Genomic DNA, 22,460 nt, shown 5'->3' with positions numbered 1-22,460 from the left:
TTTTAAATGAAATAATTTTGGTATTATAATTTTATAGAAAAGAATAACTAAATAAGAATTAAGTAATTATGACTGTCAAAAGAAAACACTTAACCATGAAATATTGACCGTTTTTAGGTCAAATATCGACTATAGTGAGTGTATACGAAAAATGGGGGAAACAATGATGAAAAAAACTTTATTAACAACAGTAATGATTAGTGGTGTGGTATTAGGTTTCGGAACAATAAGTAAGGTATCTGCAGCAGATACTGCTACATCAAAAGATACAACGGCAAGTGCCACGTTTACAGCTGGCGGAATAGATCCAACAGATCCTAATAGTGCATCATTGTCAATTACAAATGTCACAAGTAAAGTTGATTTTGGTAAAGAAGCAATTTCTGCAGCGAATACTACATTAAATTCAAATAGTGGTATTAATGTAAGTGTTAGTGATCTTCGTGGAACATTTGTTGGTTGGAGCGTTAAGGTTAGTGGTACACCATTTATGAGTGTTGTAGATACTGTTGCTGATCCTACAGCTAAATCTGTAGAACTAGAAGGTGCTACATTGTCACTCCCTGATGGTACTGCATCGAATAATATTGGTGACGTACCTGAGGTAACAGCAACAGCTACAGGCAACGTCTTAGATGGTGGTGCAACAATTAGTGCACCTGTTGACAAAGGTGCAGGGGAAACTACAACAAGTTATGCACAAAAGGGTATTAACTTAGGGGTTGTTGGTGGTACAGCACATGCTGCTGCATACTCAACAACATTAACTTGGACATTGACTGACGCTCCTGCTTAATTAGGTTAGAGTCGGGTGAAATATTAAAAAAATTTGGGGGAAATATATTATGAAAAAAAGTTTAACAAGTTCATTATTAGCAACAACAATTTTAGGTGCAGGTTTAGCAGTATCAAGTAACGTAAATGCTGCAGATACTGTCTTACCAGATAGTGCAACAACTGACGGTTCAGTAACATTTACACCAGGTACAGATCCAACAGACCCAGTTGACCCAACAGACCCAGTTGACCCAACAGATCCTGGTGATGGTGGTGGCGGTGAAACAGGACATGCTGGTCCTTTAGCAATTGTATATGCAACAAAGGCTGTAACATTTGGGATTCCAAAAGATGATGGAACTGGTTCTGTTAGCACTACTGTACCTGTTTCAGCAAGTAAACAAGACCTTAAAGGTAGTAACTTTATTTCTCTTCAAGTTGCCGATACTCGAGGAACAGATGCTGGTTGGACATTATCAGTTAAAGCAGATCAATTCAAAAGTACAAAGTCTGGCGAATTAGCTGGAGCTGTCTTAGCTTTAGGTAAAGGTGATAATACCTTAATTGGTACCGGTGCTACACCAACACCTGCATCAGCTGCTGCAGTTGCAGCGGTTACTGATGGTGGAACTGTCTTATCAGCTAAAACAGGCGAAGGTGCTGGTTTAAATGCAGATAAGATTCGTGCAGACAACATGACTTTGACAATTCCTGCAGGTTCAGCTAAAGCTGATACTTATGCAACAACGTTAAACTGGAGTCTTTCAGACGTACCAGCTGTTTAAATTAAATAACAAATTCGGGGGAAATAAATTATGAAAAACGTATTAACAAGTGCATTATTATCAGCAACAATCTTAGGTGCAGGCTTAGCAGTATCAGGTAGCGTAAACGCTGCTGATATGACACCTGCAACAACAACAACTGGTGTTCAATTTAAAGCTGGCGATGAAGGACAAGTTATCCCTCCAGTTGACCCAACAGATCCAACAAAACCAACAGAACCTGGGGATAACGGTAATACTGGTAACAGTGGTAATCTTGCTATTATCTATGCTACTAAAGCAATTAGTTTTGGTACTGAAAATGAAATTACGGCAAATACGGTTAACTTAACGTCTGATACAGATGTTGCAGTTGAAGTTGGTGATGTTCGTGGAACAAATGCTGGTTGGACTTTATCAGTAAGTTCTAAGCAATTAGCTAACGCTGATGAATCAGAAAAACTTGGCGGCGCTGCAATTAGTTTAGGCGCAGGTGCTGTTTCAGTTGGTAATGGTTCTACAGCTAACCATGCAGTGTCATCAGCAATTGCTGATACAACAACTTCTGGGGTTGTTCTTGGTGCTACAGCAGACGCTGGTGCAGGTATTAACGTTGATAACATTAAAAAAGAAAATGTTAAATTAACAATTCCAGCTGGCGTTGCTAAAGCAGATATCGCGTATGCTTCAACGTTAACATGGACTTTATCAGATACACCAGCTGTTTAATTATTTACAATAAAAAAGATAGAATTATGGGGGATTAGATTATGAAAAAAGGTTTAACAAGTGCATTATTAGCAGCAACAATTTTAGGTGCAGGTTTAGCAGTTTCAAGTCATGTAAATGCAGCAACACTTGCTCAAGGTGCATCAACTGATGCTAGTGTTTCGTTTAAGGCTGGCGATGAAGGACAAGTAATCCCTCCAGTTAACCCAACAAACCCAACAGACCCAACAGATCCTGGTGATGGTGGTGGAACTGGTAATAGTGGTAACCTTGCTATTGTCTACGCTACAAAAACAGTAGACTTTGGTTCAGATATTGAAATTCCTACAAAAGCATTGACTGTTAAATCAGCAAAAGATCTTGCTATTGAAGTTGGGGATGTTCGTGGAACAAATGCTGGTTGGGCACTTTCTGTTCAAGCTGACCAATTTAAGAGTGGTAGTGATGAATTAACTGGTGCTGTTCTTTCAACAGGCAAAGGTAAAGTAGTTGTTGCTGAAGCAACAACTGGAACAACTACAGCTGTTTCAAATGCTGTTACAGATTTAACAACAGCTGGCGTTGCTTTAAATGCTGTTAAAGATACTGGTAGTGGTGTTACTGTTGATACACTTGCAGCTGGAGACATTTCATTAACTGTCCCTGCTGGTGTTGCTAAAGCAGAAGCTTACTCAACAAAAATGAACTGGACACTTTCTGACGTACCTGCTTAAATAAGTTGTTTAAAAAGCATTATATGGTGGCAATCACTATATAATGCTTTTTAACAAGAATCTTTAAAGTATTCCTTGGGGGAGGTTAGTCTCATGAAGAAAAAGATTATGATTATAGCAATGTTACTTTTGGGAGTTGTCATGCTGAATACTAATCAAATGGTTAGTGCGGCAACAACCGAAGCCGGTTCTACGAATGTGACTATCGGTTTTAAAGAGAATACCAAAGTGACACAACCAACTAGTGTACCTGAAAGAAAAACGACTGTTAATCCTGAAAAAGACATAAAAGGCTCAGTATCATCTGTAGGTGGTATTTTACCACAGACAAATGAAGAAAAATCTGTGATGGTTGTCTTAGTAGGATTCGTTCTAATATTAGGAGCACTACTATTATTCTTTATTAAAAAGGATAAAAAAGAAAATAAAGGTTAAAGAAAAGATAAATCAGAATAATCTGATTTATCTTTTTTATTATCTTCTAACTAAAAAAGGTCTTAAGTATTTGTGAATAAATATGTTAAAATTTATAAATAGCGTTTTAAGTAAACATTTAGGAGTGAATTATTTTGGATAATCAAGTTGTTGAAGGACAAACCATTTCATTTGATGATATTAGATATGGATTAACTTACCATAATTGTACGATTGAGGCTTCTTTTGAGACAGTACGAGTTGATTCAGTCACTTTTGATCATTGTACCTTTGAACAAACTGACTTTGTGCGTAGCGAATGGTTAGATACTGTAATTGATCATTGTGAGTTTTTGAACGCAGAATTTAATGAAAGTTATTTTTTTAGAACTGAAATTAAAAGCTGTCGGATGATGGGGTGTGACTTTTCTAATCGTACTGTTTTTAAAGAAACGACATTTAGAGATTGTCAGTTAAGCTATTCTAATTTTAGTGTCGCTAATTTCCAAGAAGTTGAATTTAGACGTTGTGATTTAAAAGAAACCAGTTTTCAAGCGGTTGAAATCAAGAAGAAATTAACATTCCCTGAAAGTAATATTGAAGGTTGCGATTTTATTGAGACCAACATGAAGTCTGTGGATTTCTCTGAGAGTGAATTTGAAACAGTTATACTGGATCCTAAGCTGGTTCGTGGATTAACGATTAATGCTTACCAGGCAACAATTTTAGTTGCTTTATTAGGTATTAAATTGAAGTGAGCTTACAATATTGTAAGCTTACTTTTTTATTTAATGATACATTATAGCTGACGAATACTGGTATACCAATTGGCATACAGGATTAAATAACTATTACCTGAAAAGGACCCTAAAACCATCAAATAATGAGCGTTTATAAGAAATTTATGGATAATATTAATTCTATTTAAGCGTATACTATAAGTAATAAAGATAGAGAATGGGGTGCGGGTTATGGGGATTAATCATAAAAAAATAAATTTATTAGTGTTTGTTTTAGCGGCGACTTTCTTAGCTACTTTTTCAAGTGTGTCGGCAGAAACAGATTATAATTATGCAATACAGACCGCGCCAAGTGGGATCACTTTGAATGGTATATTTCAACGCGGAACTGGGGCTGGTGTATCTGAAGTTAGTAAAACAGTTAATTTAACGTCTGGAAATGTCATAACAACGGATGCAAATGCTGCTACAAAATCGGTCGTAACAATTACTGATAATAAAGATCAAAAGGCAGCTGTTTGGTCAACTGATGGTAATACATTCGATTTGAACAAAGATTCAACAGCGTCAATGTGGGTATATCTTGGTAATGGAGGCGCTGCAGCCGGAGATGGTATGGCATTAGTATTACAAAATGATGCTAAAGGAAATGCAGCTATTTCAACTGGTAGTGGTGAAACATTAGGTGTTTGGGCTAATGATATACTACCTGAGGGTATTTTTGGAACAACATCAGGTTATAGTGATGTTTCGAAACTAGTTAAAACAGGGATACAAAACAGTTGGGCGTTAGAGTTCGATACCTTTAATAATGGGGGTCAAACTTCCGGGAATAGCTTTGATTATACTGCTGTCACAGGTAATCACATAGCTAGTGGTTATCCTGCAGATACTAATAGTTATACACGGGATAGTAAAGACTCGGGTTTTTTTCCAATACACACCGCCTATTTTTACTATCAAAATCACCTTGGGTTAATTGATTACGGAGCAAATCTATCTAACGCGTTATGGCATCATTTGACGTTGAAATATTCTGCTGGAACGAGTACAACAGGCTCTATGACTTACACAATTGATGATAAAAATCCAAAAACAAATGTTATGACAACAGGTAAGAGCGCGACTGTGTCAATTGATAAGGCTAAATTCAATTCGAATGGCGCAGTTCGTTGGGGATTTACTGGATCAACGGGTGGTAGTTATGAAACTAACTTGATAATGTTTGAAAAAGTTCCAGGTTTAGTTGATGCAACTGCAACTCAGACAGTAACAGATACAACTCAAAAAAATAAAGATGTTACTAATGATGGTCTAGTACACTCTGGAGATTCATTAGATTTTGTAACAAATTTAAAATATTTAGGTGGTAAACAAGATTGGAAAACAATTAGTGCTGGCTTGAAGGTTCCCAATAATGTGACGTTAAAAACGGGAACAATTACTTATTCAGGGGCAGCAACGGACTCAGAAACCATTGATTTAACAAAGATGTCAAATGGGGCAATTGTTAAGGTCCTTAAGAATGATTTATCAACAGCTAAGTATTCAAGTGCAAAAGTAACACTTACAGGAACTGCTGACAAAGTTGCAGCCGATACAGTTGTTAATAGTCCAGTAAGTGAATTTTCTGGATCTAATGCGGTTATCCAATCAAATGCAGCCAAATTCACAATTGGAGGCACACGAACATTAACGATATCAGGAATTAATGACATCAAGGTTAATCAAAATGAAGCAGCAACTATTGCCGGAACAGTAGTTTCAAGTCTTGGGGGAACTTTCCCAGCAGGAACGACAACTGCAGCAATTAAAGTCAATGGTAGTTACTCAGTATCAGCTAACGTCGGAACAGACGGTAAATTTAGTGTTAGCGTTCCAAGTAGTCAATTAAAGGTTGGTAAAAACCCATATACTGTGATGGCAACTGATCAATATGGGAACCAAACAACGTCATATACGGCTGATATTATTGTGAACTCTAATAAACCAACGTTTACTTTAGATGATAGTGGTACAACAGTGAATGCGCCTTATTCTTTGAGTTACCATGAGTCTGATGATAGTGCAACCATTAAAACGTACTATCAAGAAGGGTCAAATGCACCTGTTTTAATGGAAACATATGATAACGTAAAAGCTGGTCAGGACCATTCTGGAACTTACAAATTACCAGATAACTTAGCAATTGGTAGTCATGTTTTAACTGTTTATGCTGTCGATACAGACGGTAATAAATCTGACGTGAAAACTATTACTGTCGTTGTTTCAGGTAAAATGGGACTAACAACTAACGGTAGTTTAAATTTTGGGACAACTAAAATTCCAGGAAAAACGACAATATTACCTCGTCAAACTGATTTTTCTGTAGCATTAGAAACATCATTACCTGGGACTTGGCAGTTGTCAGTTTCAGCAAGTGATCTTACTTCAGATAGTAATACAATTAAAGATGCGATTGTGTATCGAGCAACAGCCGGAGATAAGGCTCAAGTTTTAGGTTCGGCAAGTCTTGAAATTTTGTCAGGAACATCAACGACAAAAACGACAACCGTACCATGGGACAAAGATGCGGGTGTTTTGGTTAAAGCAGATCCAAGTGAAATCCATCGCGGTTCATATACAGCCCAGGTAAAATGGGTATTAAGTAACACACCACCTGCATAAAAAATAAAGGAGAGACACTAAACTTTTTAGTGTCTCTCCTTTATTTTTAAATTTCTTTCGTTAAAGCAATGATTTTATTCACGGTATCATCTAAAAATTGAATTGTTTGATTGAGAGGTTCATCCGTAGTGATATCAACGCCTGCAACTTTAGCTGCTTCAATTGGGGCTAATTCGCCACCTAATTTTAAGAAGGCAAGCCAAGCTTCTGTCGTATTTTCTGGATCTTTCAATAAGTTCAAGTGTGCTTGTGTTGAAATGGCAAGACCTGCTGAATATGTGTATGAATAGAGGCCCATGTAATAGTGTGATTGGCGCATCCAAGTTAGTTCAGCACCGTCATTTATTTCAACATCTGGTCCCCAGAATGCTTCAAGGACATGACGTTTAATTTCACTTAATTGATCACCATCAAATCCTTGTCCAGCGTCAATGAGTTGATAAACTTCACGTTGGTAAGCTGCTTCAAGTAAATGGGTCACAAAGTTATGGAAATAAGTATTCGTTAACATTTTTGAATAAGCAAAACGTTTTAAGCGAGGTTCACTTGATTGATTTTCAATTGAACTTGTTAGTAATAGTTCATTGAATGTAGAAGGCGCTTCAACCAAATAAGTAGAAGGTTCACTACCCAAAATTGATTGGTTATCCTGTGTTAAAATGGCTTGCCCTGCATGACCGAGCTCATGAATTAAAGTATAGACATCGGCTAATTCGTTCGTCCATGACATTAAAATATAAGGATGTTTGCCATAAGGAGTTGTTTCAAAGCCACCCGTTTCCTTACCAATATTTTGTGGAAAATCAACCCAACGTTCTGGGAATGAACGAGCAACCATGGCTTGATAGTCAGATCCAAGTGGCGCAACTGCATCGTTGACATATTTCTTAGCTTCTTCAATTGAAACTTCTGGTGCGAAATCAGGATCTAAATCGATTTGTAAATCAGCAAAGGTCATTTTATCTAAACCGCGAACTTCTTTGACATGTGCAGCGTATTTTTGCATAACAGGTGCTAATTTAGTCATGATTGTATCAATTTGACGATTGAATAATGAACGGTCAACTTCTTGTTCTGCTAATAAGTAATCAAAAACTGAATGATAGCCACGTAAAGTAGCAATTCTTTTCTCCATAGATACTTGATTATAATAGTTAGCCGCAATTGTATGCTTATAATGATTTAATGTTGTTGAGAAGCTTTTAAATGCTGCATGACGAATAGCTGCGTCTGGATTGTATTGGTACGTATTTTCATATAAAACAAATGACATTGGATATGTCACACCATTTACTTCAAAATCAGAAAAGTCCATATCAGCTGCTCGAGTTTGACCGTAAACTGATTCTGGTGCAGAAAAATTAGGTTGGAAGGTCGCAAGGACTTGTTCAACCTCAGGACTTAACTGGAATTCTTTTTGTTTCTTTAATTGACGAATATAAGCTTTTAATTTTGGATTTGTTGCAACAACGTCGTCCAATAATTTAACTGGATTTTCTAGTAATTCAATATCAAAGAAAACCAGTTTTGTCGTAATTTCGGCAGAAAGTGCTTCAAAATCGCGCATTAACTGATTGGCTGTTGCATCAGTAATATCAACTGCTTGCTGTAAAAATGCATAATGTTCAATATGTGATAAGCGAGTGTAAATATCTTCCAAGTCATTGAAGGCGGTACTAATTGGAGCTAGTTCTCCTAAATGGCTATGGTAAGTAGAAACAAAGGTTTGAACGAGGTCACGAACTAAATCGATATCCGTCTGGAATGCAAGATCATTTGGATAAATGGCTGTTAAATCCCATGTTAGTGCTTCAGGTACTTCATTTCTATTAACTAGTTGGTGAGTTTTTGTCATAATCGTAACCTCCTAATGTTTGTATGGTTAGTATTGTATCATTATATAGAATTAAATGAGTAAAAAAGGATTATAATATAATTTTTTGATAATCTTCGATTAGTACAAGTCAAATTAGTGGTTTAATGCATGGTTATTTGAGATTATGAATTAAATAAAAGGAGGTAGAATAAATGAAAAAAATAATTGTATTAATTATCGCTATTCTATTAGTTGGCGGCGGGTACTTATACTATAGGACTAATTACTCAACTCAGGATTACTACACACAGATAACAGAAACAGGTAAAAAAGTGGTTAAAAAGGATCAAAATGGAAAAACGTATGCCGATTATAGCTATAATCAAATGGCTTATAATACTAAAAATGAAGCTAAGAAATTAACGTTTAATGGGAATAAAGAAAGACCGTTACGTCAAGGCGCCTATTTAAAATTAGCCTATAATGAAAAAAAAGGTGTTATTTCATGGGAAGAAGTTTCAAAAAAAGATCTACCTGTAAAATTAAAATAGAACCCAAAAAAAAAGACTGTAATGAAGAGGATAGTTATCTTCATTACAGTCTTTTGTTATTTAAAAATAACTATCTCTTAGGAATAGCTATTTTATTCGTGAGGGCATTATTTTGAGTATTTCTCGATTAAATCATCTAAGACAAGTAAGTCTTCTGCTTCGTAACGTTTACGGTAAGCAGCGATTTCTTCAGCTGAGAAATGTTTTGGATCGACAGCTAAATCTTCAACAGGGATGGCACGGTCGTCAGTGATTTTAACATCAATAACAACAGGACCTTCTGCTTTTATAGCTGTTTCAAATGCGGCAACTAATTCGTCATGTGTAGAAACTGAGATACCAAGCGTACCCATAGCGCTTCCGACTTGTGCCCAATCTGCGTCATTGAAATCAATACCATAGAATGGTTGACCTTCATCTTCTTGTTCATCTTGAATGAAACCAAAATGTTGGTTAGAGAAGACAATATTAATGACATGTTGTTTGTATTTTACTTGTGTTAATAAATCTTGAACAATCATAGCAAATGCGCCATCACCGACAAGGTTAAAGACTTGACGGTCAGGGAAGGCTGATTTAGCAGCAATTGCTGCACCCATACCATAACCCATTGTTGCAAATAAGGCAGATGTTGTGAATTTTTGTTTAGGATTCATATCTAAGTAACGTAAGCTATTCATTGTAACATTACCAACATCAACTGCGAAAATGTCATCGCCTGTGGCATGTTTGTTGATTTCTTTAAAGACAGAAGCAGGTTGAAGTGGTGTTGTTGTCTTGTCCTCAAATTTCTTGAGGTAAGTACGCCAGTTAGCCATATCTTCAATAGTTGCATCGAAGAATGGACGACTTTCAACAGGAGCACCAGCTAATTCAACAAAGCGAGCTAATGTTTTCTTAGCATCACTGAGTAAAGCGACATCAACTGCATGACGTTTACCAATTTTTGATGCATCAATATCGATTTGGATAAATTTCATATCGGGTTTTAAGACTTTTTTAGTTTGTGAGAAAGGTAAATCAGCTCCTACAAAGACAACTAAGTCAGCGGCAGCAATTGCTTCATCAGCAGGTTTTGTTGCAACTCGGTAAGTTGACCCTAAGTTAGCACGATAACTATCAGGAACAGTTCCTTTATTGATAGCTGTAATAATTACAGGCATTTTAAAATGTTCAGAGAAAGCAATTACTTCATCAGTAGCACCTTTTGTACCAATACCAGCGAATAAAACAGGTTGTTTAGCTTCTTTAATAAGTGCTAAAGCCTCTTTAATTTTTGAATCATTTGGTTCAGGTAAAATAGGTGTTGTGTAATTGTGACCTGAAGCGTAATAACTGTCAGCGTCGATATCCATCCAACCAAAGTCATTTGGAATTGTAACAACTGCTACACCTTTGTATTGGTAAGCTGTTCTGATAGCTTGATCAATTACACGAGGTAAGCTTTCTGGAGTCATAACTGTTCTATTATAGACAGAAACGTCAGCAAACATTGGATTTTCGTTCATTTCTTGGAATGAATCCATGTTCATTGCAGATGAAGCAACCTGACCGATTAAAGCAAGAACAGGAACATGGTCTTGTTGTGCGTCATATAAACCATTGAATAAATGTGTTGCCCCAGGACCTGCTGAACCAAAGACAACCCCAACTTTACCAGTTAGTTTTGCTTCAGCGGCAGCAGCAAGTGCCCCAACTTCTTCATGACGTACTTGAACGTAATTAATGTTTTCTTTTTCTGATTCAAGAGCACGCATTGTTGTATTGAATGATCCACCGGGTAACCCATAGACATTTTCAACTTTCCAATCCTGTAATACCTTTAACATTGCAATTGATGCTTTAATTTTTTCTGACATAATATAAATCCCCACTTTCATTTAAATAACAAAGTATCTTGTACCATCTATTATTACACTTTATGGTACCGTTTACAAATGAAATGTATGAATAAAATAAATTTTTTTTACGGACCTATTTTCTATATGAAATTTAATCAATATAAATAAAAAAGCATCATCAGAAGTTGCCTTCTTGATGATGCGAGTAGTGTATAGGTCATTATTTTCGAGTTGTGTTAATTGTTGAATTTGTTAATAAAGTATTGCCCGTTTCTGCTTTAACTAAATCTAAGGCAGATCTAAGTTTATCGGTAATACGTTGCTTCTCTGGTGTATCAGCGACTTCAAAAGCTTCACCGTTAATCATGGTTCCAGTTCCTTGTAGGTGATCAGATTTTGAATGGTGCGTGGCAACACGATAGCTAGTTCCTAGAGTCACTAAATCATCAAATGATAAATCTGTTTTCAATTGAGAAGACATCGTGTCTAAGAATTTTTGATTTAATAAGTTTTGTAAGTTTGTACTCTGTAAGGCAACAGACATGATAATCTGGCGTTGACGTTTTTGACGGCCATAATCACCAAGTGGATCCTCATGACGCATTCGGGCATAAGATAATGCATCTGCACCATTAACATGAGTTTTAACACCTTTTTTAAAGTGTGCACCTTGATAGGTGAACGATAGTGGTGGTGTGACATCAACGCCACCAACCGCATTAACTAATGTTTCGAGTCCGCCCATATTAATGGTTGCATAGAAATCAATAGGGACGTTCAAATATTTCTCGACTGTTTTAACAGCAGAAGCAGGACCACCATAAGCATAGGCAGAATTTAATTTACTTGGGAATTCTGATTCATAACCAGAAACCGCAACTTCTGCATCTCGGGGTAAACTGACTAACGTCATTGATTCCGTTTTAGGATTTAAAGTTGCGACAATTAAGGTATCTGTTCGACCGCCAACTTTTGCACGGCCTAACGCACCATCATCGGTTCCTAAAAGGAGAATTGAAATTGGATAGCCTGATTTTAAGACTGAAGAAACGTTTCTAGCTTTAGCGACTTTTGTCGGCGTATAAATTGAATCAGCTGCTTTTTTTGCGTTTGCGTAAGCTCTGTATGCATAAATACCGCCACCGACCAAAAGTAAGAGCAATAAAAGAAGAATTAAACGACGACGTTTTTTATTTGGTTTTTTCTTACCATTTTTTGGCAACGATGAGTGACGATTTTTACTTGGATTAGAAGTGGAATCTGCAATTGATTCCTGCTGATATAGTTCTCTACGAGTAGGCATAAATATAAAATTCCCTCCAATTAGTAATGACTAAATTATTTCTTATCAGTTCATTGTTCTTCAATTGCGTCTACCTGAGTCGTCGTATGTTTAACATTAAACCAATCAATGTAGTTACGTTTAAACTCAATAATCTTAAATTCAAAAGCATCAAACTTGATGACATCATTTAATTTAACTTTATGATTTTCGAGAATGAAACCTGCTAATGTAACACTTTCAGATGCTTTCATCGCTTTATTTTTAAATTTAAAGAAGCGTTCGAAATCATATAAAGTCGTTTTACCACTAATATTATATGAACCATCATCATTTTTGATAATGTATTCACTTGAAACGTCATCAATTTCATCTTTAACCGTTCCAAATAATTCTTCATAAATATCTTTATCCGTTACAATACCACTTGTACCACCATATTCATCAAGGACAACAACGATAGGTGTTTGTTTACTAATCATTTGGCTTAATAATGTTCTAATAGGTGTTGTTTCTGGTACTGTAATAATTGTTCTAAGTAGTTTACTAATTAAGACAGTATCATCAATCTCAGCTTGTCTAACTAAATCGTAGATATAGACGTAACCAAGAATTTTATCTTTATCATTGTTAGCAACTACTGGAAAACGGCTATAACCCTGATGTAAATAATCTTTAACGACATCGTGCACAGTATCTGTAATATCTACGACATAAAGACTTGTTCGATCGACCATAATATCTTTAGCAATTTTGTCATTTAAATCAAAGGCACGTTGCATATAGACATAATCATCTCTATCTAATTCACCACCTGAAACGGCATTTTGAGATAAAGATAAAATTTCTTTTTGAGTAAAAACTTCACTATTTTCATCAGTTGGCGTAATACCAATCATTTTAGCAACACGTGTTGCTGAGTTATTTAATAACCAAACTAATGGGTAAAAGGCAAGATGAAAGTAGCGTAATGGTGTTATAACAACCATTAAAACTTGAACGGGCATATCGATACTTAAGTTTTTAGGCACAATTTCTGTGTAAACCACTTCAACGTAAGTAAGGATTAAAACCCCGATAATTGCGCCAATGATATTTAACCCTGATTCAGAAGCAAAATGGAATAGTTTAAGCACATCTACAAGTAAAAATTCAATGGTTTTTTCACCAACCCAACCCAGAATAATACCAGCAACACTGACACCAACCTGTGTTGTTGAAAGGTATTCATTCAAATGGTTAAGCATTTTTAATGCTCTTTCTTGTTTTTTTCGATTTCCAATACCTGCTTCGATATCAGCTTCGATGGCACTTGGACGTGCTTGGACAAGTGCAAATTCTGCGGCAACGAAGAATGCTGCTGCAAATAATGTCACAAAGATAACAATCAAATTGATGATAACTGTACCGCTAGACAATTTTTGTGTCCCCCATAATTAAGTTATATTTTTAAGTTCGTATCTGTCTATTTTACCATTAAACATAAGGATTGTCGTTTAGTCTGAAGGAACAATTCAGATAATCTTAAACTTTTTACTTAGAGCATAGTAATTTAAGTGTAAATTCATTATAATAGAACTATAAAGAAAAAATACAGATTAATAACGGAGGCTATCATGTCGGGTCAATTCGCAAAAGGTCAATTAAAATTATTTGCACTTAATTCTAACGTTGAATTAGCGGAGAAGGTGGCTAAGGTTTTAAATACTAGTCTTTCTACAGCATCCGTGAAACATTTCAGTGATGGCGAAATTCAAATCAACATTGATGAAAGTATTCGTGGCGCAGATGTTTATGTTATCCAATCAATCTCAAATCCAGTAAATGAAAATTTACTGGAACTTTTGATTATGGTTGATGCGTTACGTCGTGCAAGTGCGGGTACAATTAACGTTGTAATGCCTTATTATGGTTATGCACGTTCAGATCGTAAAGCACGTTCACGTGAACCTATTACAGCTAAGTTAGTTGCAAACTTTATTCAATTAGCCGGTGTTTCTCGTGTAATTACACTTGATTTACATGCCGCTCAATTACAAGGATTCTTTAACATTCCAGTTGATCATTTAGTTTCTTTAGAAATCCAAGCTAAATACTTCATTGAAAATGGGATTACAGATGATGTTGTTGTGATTTCACCTGATCATAATAGTGTTAAAGGTGCTCGTAATATGGCTGAAAAGCTCAAAGCACAAATTGCTATTGTTGATAAACGTGGATCTGATTTTGCTGATAATATTGCAGCAACATCAATTATTGGCGATGTAAAAGGGCGTCGTTGTATCATTATTGATGATATGATTGATACAGGGACAATGATGACTGATGCAGCGCGTGCACTTAAAGCTGCTGGTGCAACAGATATTTATGCTTGTGCAACACATGCTGTGATGTCAAAAGGTGCGATTGAAGCTTTATCTGATGACAATATTAAACAAGTGATTGTAACAGATAGTATCGTTGTTCCAGAAGCTGACAAGCTCGATAAACTTGTGCGCTTATCAGTTGCCGACTTGTTTGGCCAAGCAATTGATTTAATTCATAAGAATCGCTCAGTTGATAAACTATTTACAGAAAAAGATTAAATTAAAATGAACCGCTGGTTAAATCACCTTTGTGATTTGTCCAGCGGTTTTTATGTGTTCTTAAAAAAATATAACAGCTAAATATGGTATATTATTAGGTAATGATAACGAGTTAGCGGTATGAAAAGGGGAGTTAAAATGAGTTTAAAATTTGTCCTAGGAAAAGCTAGTAAAGACCATCAAGCAAGCCTTGTTGCACAATTAAAAGCAGCGCAAACGACTGATTCAACGGCATCTTTTTTTTATCTTGTTCCCAATCATATTAAGTTCGAAGCAGAAGTTAGTATCCTTGAAGCATTAGGTAAAGACAAACTTGTCGAACAAAATATTTTTGCACAATCGAACGTCCAAGTCTTTTCGTTTACTCGATTAGCTTGGTTCTTTTTGAAGAATACACCCTATTATCAGATTCCTCGTTTATCTCAGTCTGGATTAAATATGTTAGTTTATCAATTAATTTCGGAACATGAAGATGAATTAACAATATTTCGTGGTGAAAGGACCCAAACTGGGTTTATTTCACAACTAGTCAGCCAACTGAAAGAATTAAAAGTTGGTTGTGTGACAGTTGATGATTTAACTCGGATTGCTGAATCTTTCCCAACGACTGGGGACTTAGGTGCTAAATTAGATGATTTACAAATTATCTATCGCGCATTTGATGCTGCGATGGCTGACCGATATATTGAAAATAATGATTTATTAGCAGAGTTGAGTCGTTATTTAACAGATGACGTTTTGAAGACGAGTTATTTTTATATTGACCATTTTTCTCAATTTACAGCACAAGAGCAGGAGCTCGTGAACGCACTGATTAAGGGTGCGAAACAGATTACAATTGGCTTAGTCTTAGATAAAGGCAATGCACATGAAGTTGCTGAAAAATCTGACTTATTTTATAAATCAAGCCGGATGTATGTTAATTTGATTGAAAAAGCACATCAAGCTCAGATTCCAGTGCTAACGGATAGTTATGCTGAAACCAAAGTTAACCAGAATCCCGACTTATCTCGTCTGGAAGATTTTTGGATTGACTCTAGACGGTTAGTTAAAACAAAATCAGAAAGGTTAGAAAATTCAGATTCTATTCAACTTTTTGAAGCCGATAGTCGGTATATTGAAATTCGACAAGTGGCGACAAAAATTCGCCAGTTAGTTGCAACTAAGGAGTATCGTTATCGAGATTTTATGATTTTAACGCGGCATTTAGATAGCTACGAAACGGTTATTCCACCGGTTTTTAAAGAATTTAAAATACCTTATTTTAACGATTTACAACACGCAATGGCTGACCATCCCTTAGTCGAGTTACTGGCAGCGTTATTTGAGGTGAAAGAAAAGCATTATCAATATGGCGCAATGATGCGCTTATTAAAAACTGAATTATTAATACCACAAATAGAAAATCATGCTATGCCAATTGAACAGTACCGTAGTGCTGTTGATTTAACAGAAAATATGGTTTTAAAATACGGTTTTTCTGGTTCTCAGTGGCTACGTGAAGATGATTGGACGTTCTACCGGTTTGATTTTACGGATGCAGATGAGCAACAGACGGATAAGGACCAAAGTATCACAGTACAAATTAATCAAATTAGACATTTTGTTAAAGACGTTTTACCAGGATTCTTCAATCAACTAGATCAGGCGACAACCGGTGAAGAGGGGGCAAAGCTAATTTATCAGTTTCTTGTTGAACAAGGTGTGACACAACGCTTGTTAAGTTGGCGAGACCGCTATTTAGCTGCTGGAAACATCTCACAATCAGAAGAACCAGAACAAACTTGGCAAACATTTGTTGGGATGTTAGATGAATATGTTGAAACATTGGGAACTAAAATGTTCAATACCGCTGACTTCATGGCCTTGATTCAAGCGGGATTTGAAGGGGCAAGTTACTCACAAGTGCCATCAACATTAGATCAGGTCGTTATTTCTGAATCAGGGATGGTTCAAATGAACAACCGAAAGATTACCTTTATGATTGGATCAACTGATATGGTGATGCCAGAACAAGTTAGTCAGACACAATTATTAACAGATGATGATCGGGCGAAAATGGCTAATCTATTAACTGATGATCAATACTTAGCCGATTCGGCTATTAGTCAAATGGCCGCTGAACCCTTTTTGAATTATCTCGGATTTTTAGGACCACGCGAACAATTGATTTTTTCATATCCAAGTGGCAACGATGGCGAAAAGAATTTAAATCCATCGCCTTATTTAATGATGATTAAAGAACACTTCAATTTATCAGTTCAACATTTAGCTGCTAATCCTGAATTAACAGAACAATCAGTCCTTGATTTTATCGGAACAAAACGTAGTACATTATCATCATTGGTTGTAGCTAGTCGACTTGCCAAAACAACTGCAGTATCCATGCCTAGTGCTTGGTTGTATGTGTTACGTCAACTGTCGGCTGACCCAGAAATGGGACCATTAACGAAACAATTATTAGGAAGCTTAGCGTATAAAAATATACCGGTTAAGTTGACGCCGGAAATTATAACTGATTTATATGGAACACAAATGAATACTTCAATTTCAAAACTAGAAACTTTCTATCGTAATCCATTTGAATATTTTTTACAATATGGGTTGAAATTGAAAGAACGAGACATTTTCGAGCTGTCTCCTGCAAGTACTGGTGAGTTTTTCCATATGGGGTTGGATGAGTTGATGAAAGTTGTGACTGAATCAAACCAAGTCTATGCCAATGTACCCAAAGAACAACTAGATGAATATTTGAATGTAATTTTAAAAGATATGCGCGAGTTACCTCAGTTCCAAATTCTTGGTAGTTCAAGTCGAATGGGCTATATTGCTAAACAATTAAGTCTTCTATTAAAACAAGTGACGCATGCCATGTGGCAACAAGGGCAACAAACAAAGATGAAGCCACTGAAAACAGAAGTTTTATTTGGTCATGTCGGTGCTGAGTCAGGTTTGAAAGCCCTAGCTTATAAGTTACCTGGCGGCCATTCAGTTAAAGTCCGCGGTAAAATTGATCGAATTGATTATATGAAGGTTGATTCAAAACAATATCTTGGAATCGTCGATTACAAATCAGGGATTCGAAAGTTTGATTTTAGTGATGCTTTCTATGGATTATCAATGCAAATGTTAACTTACTTGCAAGCATTGATTGAGAATGCAGAGGTAATTGCACCAAATACTGGACTGAAAACTTCGGCAGCTGGTGCAGTTTACATGCACTTACAAAATCCTAAGCTGAAAATTGAAGATGTACAGAAAAAAGGATTGGATAATACGTTGTTGAAAGCAAACCAAATGGATGGGCTATTATTGGAAGATGAGCAGTTACTGAGCCATTTAGATACTGATTTTGAAGACGAATCAACAGGGTTTTCATTAATCTATCCATTTAGAAAAACGAAAAAAGGGTTCACATCACCATCAGCTCGTTCAAAAAAATTGATTTCACAATCAGATTTAGATTTCTTGTTGGTACACAATAAACAATTAATTATTGATGCGGCAACAGATATTTTCGAAGGGATAATCGATTTAAGTCCGGCTAGATGGAACGCTAAAAAAACAGCCCTACAATATTCACCATATAAATCAATATTCCAATTTGATGCGATGTTACCCGAAAATAATTACCATGAAATAAGTAAATTAAGCTGGGAAGAAATTGAAAAACGGATTATAGACGGGGAGGCCGACAGTAATGAGTAAGTTTACATTTACACCAAATCAACAACGTGCTATCGATGAAAGTGGGACTAATATTCTTGTATCAGCCTCTGCCGGTTCCGGTAAAACACGAGTTTTAGTTGAACGCGTCATTCAAAAAATATTAACGGGAACAGCTATTGATGACTTATTAGTTGTTACGTTTACAGACGCTGCAGCTAAAGAAATGCGTCAACGGATTCAGGTGGCACTTCAAAAGGCAATCAATGAAGCAGACAATCATGAACAAAAACAACATTTAATGGATCAATTAATGCGCTTGCCAGTTGCAAATATTAGTACATTTGATGCATTTTGTCTCCAATTAATTAAACGCTACTATTATGTGATTGATTTGGATCCCGTTTTTAGAATGTTAACAGATATGACTGAGGCGGCTTTATTAAGAGAGAGTGTCTGGGAAGACGTCCGGGAAATGTTGTATGCCAAAGACGATGTCGACTTTGAGAGATTAACACAAAATTTTTCAAATGATCGAAATGATGATGGTTTATCTGAGTTGGTTTTTAGCCTATTTACATTTGCGAGTTCGAAACCAGATCCTACCGGTTGGTTGGCTAGTTTGGCAGCAACTTATGATGTTGGCGATAATTTAATCAGTAGTTCGTTTTACCAAAAGAGTATTAAGCCATTAGTTCAAGCAAATTTAACGCAAATCCAGGCCGATTTAAAAACGGCTCTAGAACTATCAATTCAATTTGGGTTAGAGAAACATCAAGCAGTGACTGAAGAAGAAAGTCAGATGTTGTTAGCTGTTGTCCAATCTGTTGAAAACGATGGTTCTTGGAATCAAATTCGCGATAATATTCGTGGGTACGAATTGAAACGTGCGCCTAGTGTGCCAGCTAAAAATTTAGAAGATGACCAAGCTGTTGCTAAGGATCAAATTAAAGAATTAAAAGCTGGAATAAAAAAACGTTTAGCTAACTTATCAGAACAATTTTTTGTTTTAAATGAAACAGAAACACTGCATATCATGACAGAATCTAAGAAATTAGTTGAAAAATTAGTCAGTGTGATTGGCTTATTTAGTGATGCCTTCACCAAAGAGAAACGTCAAAGACATATACTTGATTTTAATGATTTGGAGCATTTAGCACTGGACATTTTAGCGAGTGATTCTGAATCTTCCGAGCAAACACAAGCTGCTCTACAAGGAAAATATGAAGAAGTTCTGGTAGATGAGTATCAGGATACTAATCAACTACAAGAAGCTATTTTGACAAGGGTAACCACGACTAATCCCGGTAATATGTTTATGGTGGGGGATGTAAAGCAGTCAATATATGGTTTTAGGCTGGCTGATCCTAGTTTGTTTTTAAGTAAATACCAAGCTTATAAAGAAACTGACAGTAATGGAAATCGAATTATCTTAGCTGAAAATTTTCGTTCTGTGAAGAATGTAACAGATGTGACTAACTTAATTTTTACCCAGATTATGGATGAAACCGTTGGACAAATGGCTTATGATAATGATGCTAAATTGGTTTTTGGGGCAAACTACTACCCAGATATTGAGCAAAAAGCAGAAGTGCTGATTTACGAATCTGATGAACCTGAATCTGCAGAAAGACCGGATGATGATAGTGAAGCAACGAATGATCAGTTTGAAATTGATGGTAAATCGGAAGGCCAAATTGCTTTAATTGGTCAACGGATTCAAGCGTTAATCGTAGATGAAACAGAGATTTTTGACCGTGATAAATCAGAAAAACGTCCCGTTGAATACCGAGATATTGCATTACTAGTCCCAACTCGTAAAAATAATTTGGTGATTATTGACCAATTTAAAAAAATGGGTATTCCAGTCGTTGTGAATGATGCGGAGAGCTATTTCCAAACAACTGAAATCAGAATTATGATGTCATTATTACGAATTATTGATAATCCCTATCAAGATATTCCATTGGTAAGTGTCCTACGGTCGCCAATTGTTGGATTAGATGAAAATCAACTGGCCTATTTACGGATTGGCAACCGAACAGATGATTACTATCAAGCGGTGTTAACTTTTTATCAAAATTTTGATACGTTTAAAGCAGGTAGCTTCGCAAAAACACTGTATAATAAAATTGAACGTTTCTTAACACAACTTTCGGGCTTTCGTGAAATCGCGCATGAAAATCAAATTGCGACCTTAATTTGGCAGATTTATCAGGATACTGGATTTCTTGATTATGTCGGGGGGATGCCAGCTGGAAGTCAGCGCCAAGCCAATTTACATGCGTTGTATAACCGAGCTCACGCTTACGAAAATAGTAGTTTTAAAGGTTTATTCCAGTTTGTGCGCTTCATTGAAAAAATGCAGGAACGCGATAAGGATTTAGCAGAAGCACCTGTACAAAATGTCGCAAATGCAGTGTCAGTCATGACAATTCATGGTAGTAAGGGACTTGAATTTCCAATGGTCTTCTTGGTTGACGCGACACACCAGTTTAATCAAATGGCGATGCGAAAACCTTATTTAATTGATGATCAGGCTGGATTAGGAATAACCTATTTAAATCCTGAAAATCGGACGATGGAAGATACGCTACAAAAAACAATTGTAAAATCAGCTGCTATTGCAAAATCAGAAGCGGAAGAAATGCGATTACTGTACGTAGCCTTAACGCGTGCGGAACAACGATTATTTATTGTGGGGGCTTACACAAATAAAAAAACGGCAATTAATCATTGGCAAAAGGCATTTCAAAGCCAACAATTAGTTTTAAATGCAACAGCTCGAAGTGGTATTAAAAATTTCATGGATTGGATTGGTATGGCGCTAGTTCGTCATCCTACTTTTGATATGTCACTATTATTGGATCCAGCAACATCATCACTACTATTAAGTGATGATGAAACGCAATTTAGCGTTAAATTTTATCAAAAAACCGACCTGAACCAGATGAGTAAAGTGAGTGAAGAAGTTTCTCAGACGGATTGGTTAGAAACAATCACGGGTGAGATGCCTGAGACGTTTGAGGATATTGATGTTAATCAAATTGATCAAGTCTTAAATTTTCAGTATCCATTCGATAATTTAACTAAAACAACTGCTTACCAAGCTGTATCGGAAGTAAAACGTCTATTCGATGATCCAGCTAATCGCGAAATGAATCAGTTGAGTATTGAAGGACAAGGCAACCGATACGTTACGAGTGAACTTGCTGTACCGAAATTTATGCAGGGAGTTGCAGCACCAATGGGAAGTGATATTGGGAGTGCAACTCATCTCATTTTACAAGAATTAGATTTAACTAGTGAGATAACTTTAGCGATAATCCAAGCTAAAATTGAGCAATTAGTGACGGCAAAAGTAGTCACTAAAGAAGTTGCTACGTTAATTAATGGACAACACATTGCCAATTTCTTTCAAACGGATTTAGGCAAAGAAATTCTAACTATAGGTAACGATGTACAACGTGAAGCGCCATTCTCAATGTTACTACCTGCCAATGAGCTATTTCAAAAGGTTGAGTCAAATAAGGAAAAAGTTTTGATCCATGGAATTATCGATGGTTATTTTGTAAAAGATAATACGTTGGTGGTATTTGATTATAAGACTGATAAAGTTTCTAAAGACAATACAATAGAAGAAATAGAAAAATTGACAGCACGTTATCGTGGCCAATTGAACTTATATGGCGAAGCACTAGAGAATATGACTGGGTTGAAAGTTGCGCATAAATATCTGTATTTGCTGTCTATTAATCAAGTTGTTGAAGTTTAATAATTCGAAGATCTCATTTCAATGAGGTCTTTTTTTAATCAATGAAAAGAATAAGAAAATATTTTAAGCAATTTCAATACCACTTTGTGTTAAAAAAATAAAATAGCATTGTATATAACAAAACTTTTTTTATAAATTGG

Annotated in this window: 15 protein-coding genes; 11 read left to right on the top strand and 4 right to left on the bottom strand. The window is 36.0% G+C overall.

Annotation, left to right across the window (positions count from 1 at the left end; genetic code table 11):
• The first annotated feature begins 163 nt into the window (after window positions 1-163).
• The 7 genes from AC1RPG_RS06215 to AC1RPG_RS06185 all read left to right on the top strand — a co-directional run bounded on the left by AC1RPG_RS06215 (window position 164) and on the right by AC1RPG_RS06185 (window position 6,804).
• Window positions 164-796 (top strand): WxL domain-containing protein, encoded by a 633-nt coding sequence (locus AC1RPG_RS06215; protein WP_481761755.1) that lies wholly within the window; start codon window positions 164-166, stop codon window positions 794-796.
• A 49-nt stretch (window positions 797-845) separates the two neighbouring features.
• A complete protein-coding gene (locus AC1RPG_RS06210; protein ID WP_481761754.1) occupies window positions 846-1,562 on the top strand; it encodes a WxL domain-containing protein in 717 nt (238 codons plus the stop codon).
• A gap of 30 nt (window positions 1,563-1,592) precedes the next feature.
• On the top strand, window positions 1,593-2,270 hold the full coding sequence (locus tag AC1RPG_RS06205) for a WxL domain-containing protein (RefSeq protein WP_481761753.1): 678 nt from the start codon (window positions 1,593-1,595) through the stop codon (window positions 2,268-2,270).
• Between the two features lie 41 nt (window positions 2,271-2,311).
• The gene (locus AC1RPG_RS06200; RefSeq protein ID WP_481761752.1) at window positions 2,312-2,983 is read left to right on the top strand and encodes a WxL domain-containing protein; all 672 of its coding nucleotides are present in this window, start codon (window positions 2,312-2,314) and stop codon (window positions 2,981-2,983) included.
• A gap of 93 nt (window positions 2,984-3,076) precedes the next feature.
• A complete protein-coding gene (locus AC1RPG_RS06195; protein WP_481761751.1) occupies window positions 3,077-3,418 on the top strand; it encodes an LPXTG cell wall anchor domain-containing protein in 342 nt (113 codons plus the stop codon).
• A 134-nt stretch (window positions 3,419-3,552) separates the two neighbouring features.
• Complete coding sequence (locus AC1RPG_RS06190; protein ID WP_481761750.1) at window positions 3,553-4,155, top strand: pentapeptide repeat-containing protein; 603 nt, start codon at window positions 3,553-3,555, stop codon at window positions 4,153-4,155.
• A gap of 213 nt (window positions 4,156-4,368) precedes the next feature.
• The gene (locus tag AC1RPG_RS06185; protein WP_481761749.1) at window positions 4,369-6,804 is read left to right on the top strand and encodes a hypothetical protein; all 2,436 of its coding nucleotides are present in this window, start codon (window positions 4,369-4,371) and stop codon (window positions 6,802-6,804) included.
• 46 nt (window positions 6,805-6,850) lie between these two features.
• Here the strand turns inward: AC1RPG_RS06185 and pepF are convergent, their stop codons facing one another.
• Window positions 6,851-8,659, bottom strand: coding sequence for an oligoendopeptidase F (gene pepF, locus AC1RPG_RS06180; RefSeq protein ID WP_481761748.1), 1,809 nt, complete (start codon window positions 8,657-8,659; stop codon window positions 6,851-6,853).
• Between the two features lie 173 nt (window positions 8,660-8,832).
• Between pepF and AC1RPG_RS06175 the strand changes: the two genes are divergently transcribed.
• Complete coding sequence (locus AC1RPG_RS06175; RefSeq protein WP_481761747.1) at window positions 8,833-9,171, top strand: YxeA family protein; 339 nt, start codon at window positions 8,833-8,835, stop codon at window positions 9,169-9,171.
• 107 nt (window positions 9,172-9,278) lie between these two features.
• On the opposite strand, the gene spxB is transcribed toward AC1RPG_RS06175, so the two are convergent.
• The 3 genes from spxB to AC1RPG_RS06160 all read right to left on the bottom strand — a co-directional run bounded on the left by spxB (window position 9,279) and on the right by AC1RPG_RS06160 (window position 13,712).
• Entirely contained in the window at window positions 9,279-11,030 is a 1,752-nt protein-coding gene (gene spxB, locus AC1RPG_RS06170) for a pyruvate oxidase (protein WP_481761746.1), read from the bottom strand.
• 202 nt (window positions 11,031-11,232) lie between these two features.
• Complete coding sequence (locus AC1RPG_RS06165) at window positions 11,233-12,315, bottom strand: LCP family glycopolymer transferase (RefSeq protein ID WP_481761745.1); 1,083 nt, start codon at window positions 12,313-12,315, stop codon at window positions 11,233-11,235.
• A 50-nt stretch (window positions 12,316-12,365) separates the two neighbouring features.
• Window positions 12,366-13,712, bottom strand: coding sequence for a hemolysin family protein (locus AC1RPG_RS06160; protein ID WP_481761744.1), 1,347 nt, complete (start codon window positions 13,710-13,712; stop codon window positions 12,366-12,368).
• Window positions 13,713-13,910: 198 nt separating this feature from the next.
• On the opposite strand from AC1RPG_RS06160, the gene AC1RPG_RS06155 reads away from it, so the two are divergent.
• The 3 genes from AC1RPG_RS06155 to addA all read left to right on the top strand — a co-directional run bounded on the left by AC1RPG_RS06155 (window position 13,911) and on the right by addA (window position 22,320).
• On the top strand, window positions 13,911-14,879 hold the full coding sequence (locus AC1RPG_RS06155; RefSeq protein WP_481761743.1) for a ribose-phosphate diphosphokinase: 969 nt from the start codon (window positions 13,911-13,913) through the stop codon (window positions 14,877-14,879).
• Between the two features lie 138 nt (window positions 14,880-15,017).
• Window positions 15,018-18,587 carry a PD-(D/E)XK nuclease family protein gene (locus tag AC1RPG_RS06150; protein WP_481761742.1) on the top strand — a complete coding sequence of 1,190 codons (3,570 nt, stop codon included), beginning with the start codon at window positions 15,018-15,020 and terminating at the stop codon, window positions 18,585-18,587.
• Window positions 18,580-22,320 carry a helicase-exonuclease AddAB subunit AddA gene (gene addA, locus AC1RPG_RS06145; RefSeq protein WP_481761741.1) on the top strand — a complete coding sequence of 1,247 codons (3,741 nt, stop codon included), beginning with the start codon at window positions 18,580-18,582 and terminating at the stop codon, window positions 22,318-22,320. Before AC1RPG_RS06150 ends, addA begins: the two co-directional genes overlap by 8 nt.
• Window positions 22,321-22,460: the final 140 nt, after the last annotated feature.

The sequence above is a fragment of the Dellaglioa sp. CoH-57-MRSF-18 genome, from assembly GCF_056781995.1.
Note: the sequence above shows the minus strand (reverse complement) of the source record. Positions and strands in the feature narration are given on the sequence as shown.